Genomic DNA, 1618 nt, shown 5'->3' on the forward strand with positions numbered 1-1618 from the left:
CCACTCGTTACTGGCCACGCGCCTGGCCAGCCAGATCCGTCGCCGCTTCGAAGTGGATTTTACCCTGAAGAGTCTGTTCGAGCTGCCCAGTATTGAGGAGCAGGCAGTGTTTATCGACGTCCTCAAGAGTAGGGCCGCCTCGAACCAACAGAATGAGAAAGGAACGGAAACCGTGGAGGAATTCCTGCTGTGAAGCTCGCCGACATACTCACGCTGTGCAGACAGGAAGGCATCGAATTGCAGGTAAAGGGTGGCGCACTACGCGTCACGGCCACCCGTGACAGAGTTTCCGATAAGGTCAAGGATTTACTCAGGGCCAACAAGCTACTGCTCATCGCGATGCTTGGACAGGACGAAACTTCAGGCTACCGCGACGAGGAAATCGTCACAGACCCGAGCCGATTGTTGTCGCCGCTCGTGACTTCATTTGCCCAGCGCCGTATCTGGCTGGAGTCGACACTGTCGGACGACAAGGCAATCTACAACACCCGCGTGGCTGGCACGATTCGCGGAGAATTGTCGCTTGAGGCTCTGGAAGCGGCTTTCACTACGCTCGTTGAGCGTCATGCGATATTGCGCACTGTGTATATTGCTGACGAAGGCGAGCCGTTGCAGAAGGTCTTGCCGATTGCCGATGTATATCTCGTGAAGGAGGATCATCAGGACCGAAAAGCCGATGAGCAAACGGCACTGTTACAATCCCTTCTAGCTCGGGAAATGTTGCACTCGTTTAACTTAAGCAGTGACCTGCCGTTCAGGGTGCACCTCCTGAAGTTTGCCGCGGATCACCATGAACTGGTAATCACAATCCACCACATCGCTACTGACGGCTGGTCTACCGATATCCTGCTACGCGAGCTTGACACGCTCTACGGTGCTTATCTGCGCAGTGAGCCCAATCCTCTACCAGATCTACCGATCCAATATGCTGACTATGCAGCCTGGCAACGTGCACATCTGTCGGGACGCTCGCTCGAGAAACTGTTGGACTATTGGCGAGAGCGTCTGGACGGTGTGTCCACGGTGCACAGCCTACCCATGGATTTCGAGCGACCACAACGACAGGGACATTCCGGCGGCGTACATCTCCAGCTCCTGGACGAGGCGCTCACAGCTGGGCTCACGACATTGTCGTCTTCTCTGAACATCAGTACGTTCACAGTGCTGCAGTCCGTGTTCGCCGTGCTCATTTCGCGGTGCAGCGGAAACGACGACGTACTTATGGGATCGGCGAATGCCAGCCGTGTAGAAGCCGCCGTGCAGCCATTGCTGGGTTGTTTCCTCAACAATCTGGTACTGCGTACGAATATACACTGCGAGCTGTCAGCGTCGCAGTTTTTACACGAGCAGCAACGTCGTTTCATCACCGATTTTGAGCACCAGCACGTTCCGTTCGAGCTACTGGTAGAGCAGATCAACCCCGAGCGCTCGTTGGCACATCACCCGCTCGTGCAGATCATGTTCACTTTCGAAAGCAGCCAGCTTTCCGACAGCCCAGAAGGCAAACTCGGATTGCAGCGCCGCGAGCTCGACTATGACGTCAGCAAGTTCGACCTGTCGCTGCACGCCGCTCCAGTCTGTGATGGTATCGAGATCGCTTGGGGCTATTCGAACGAAC

General features: G+C 55.6%; 2 protein-coding genes. Both read left to right on the forward strand.

Annotation, left to right across the window (positions count from 1 at the left end; all coding sequences use genetic code 11):
• Window positions 1–193, forward strand: a 193-nt coding sequence (locus MWN76_RS20820) for a phosphopantetheine-binding protein (RefSeq protein WP_250465106.1), incomplete at its 5' end; no start/stop codon positions are given.
• Window positions 190–1618, forward strand: a 1429-nt coding sequence (locus MWN76_RS20825) for a condensation domain-containing protein (protein WP_250465108.1), incomplete at its 3' end; no start/stop codon positions are given. The genes MWN76_RS20820 and MWN76_RS20825, both read left to right, overlap by 4 nt.

Source organism: Microbulbifer litoralis, assembly GCF_023634065.1.
In the GTDB taxonomy this organism is placed as follows: domain Bacteria; phylum Pseudomonadota; class Gammaproteobacteria; order Pseudomonadales; family Cellvibrionaceae; genus Microbulbifer; species Microbulbifer litoralis.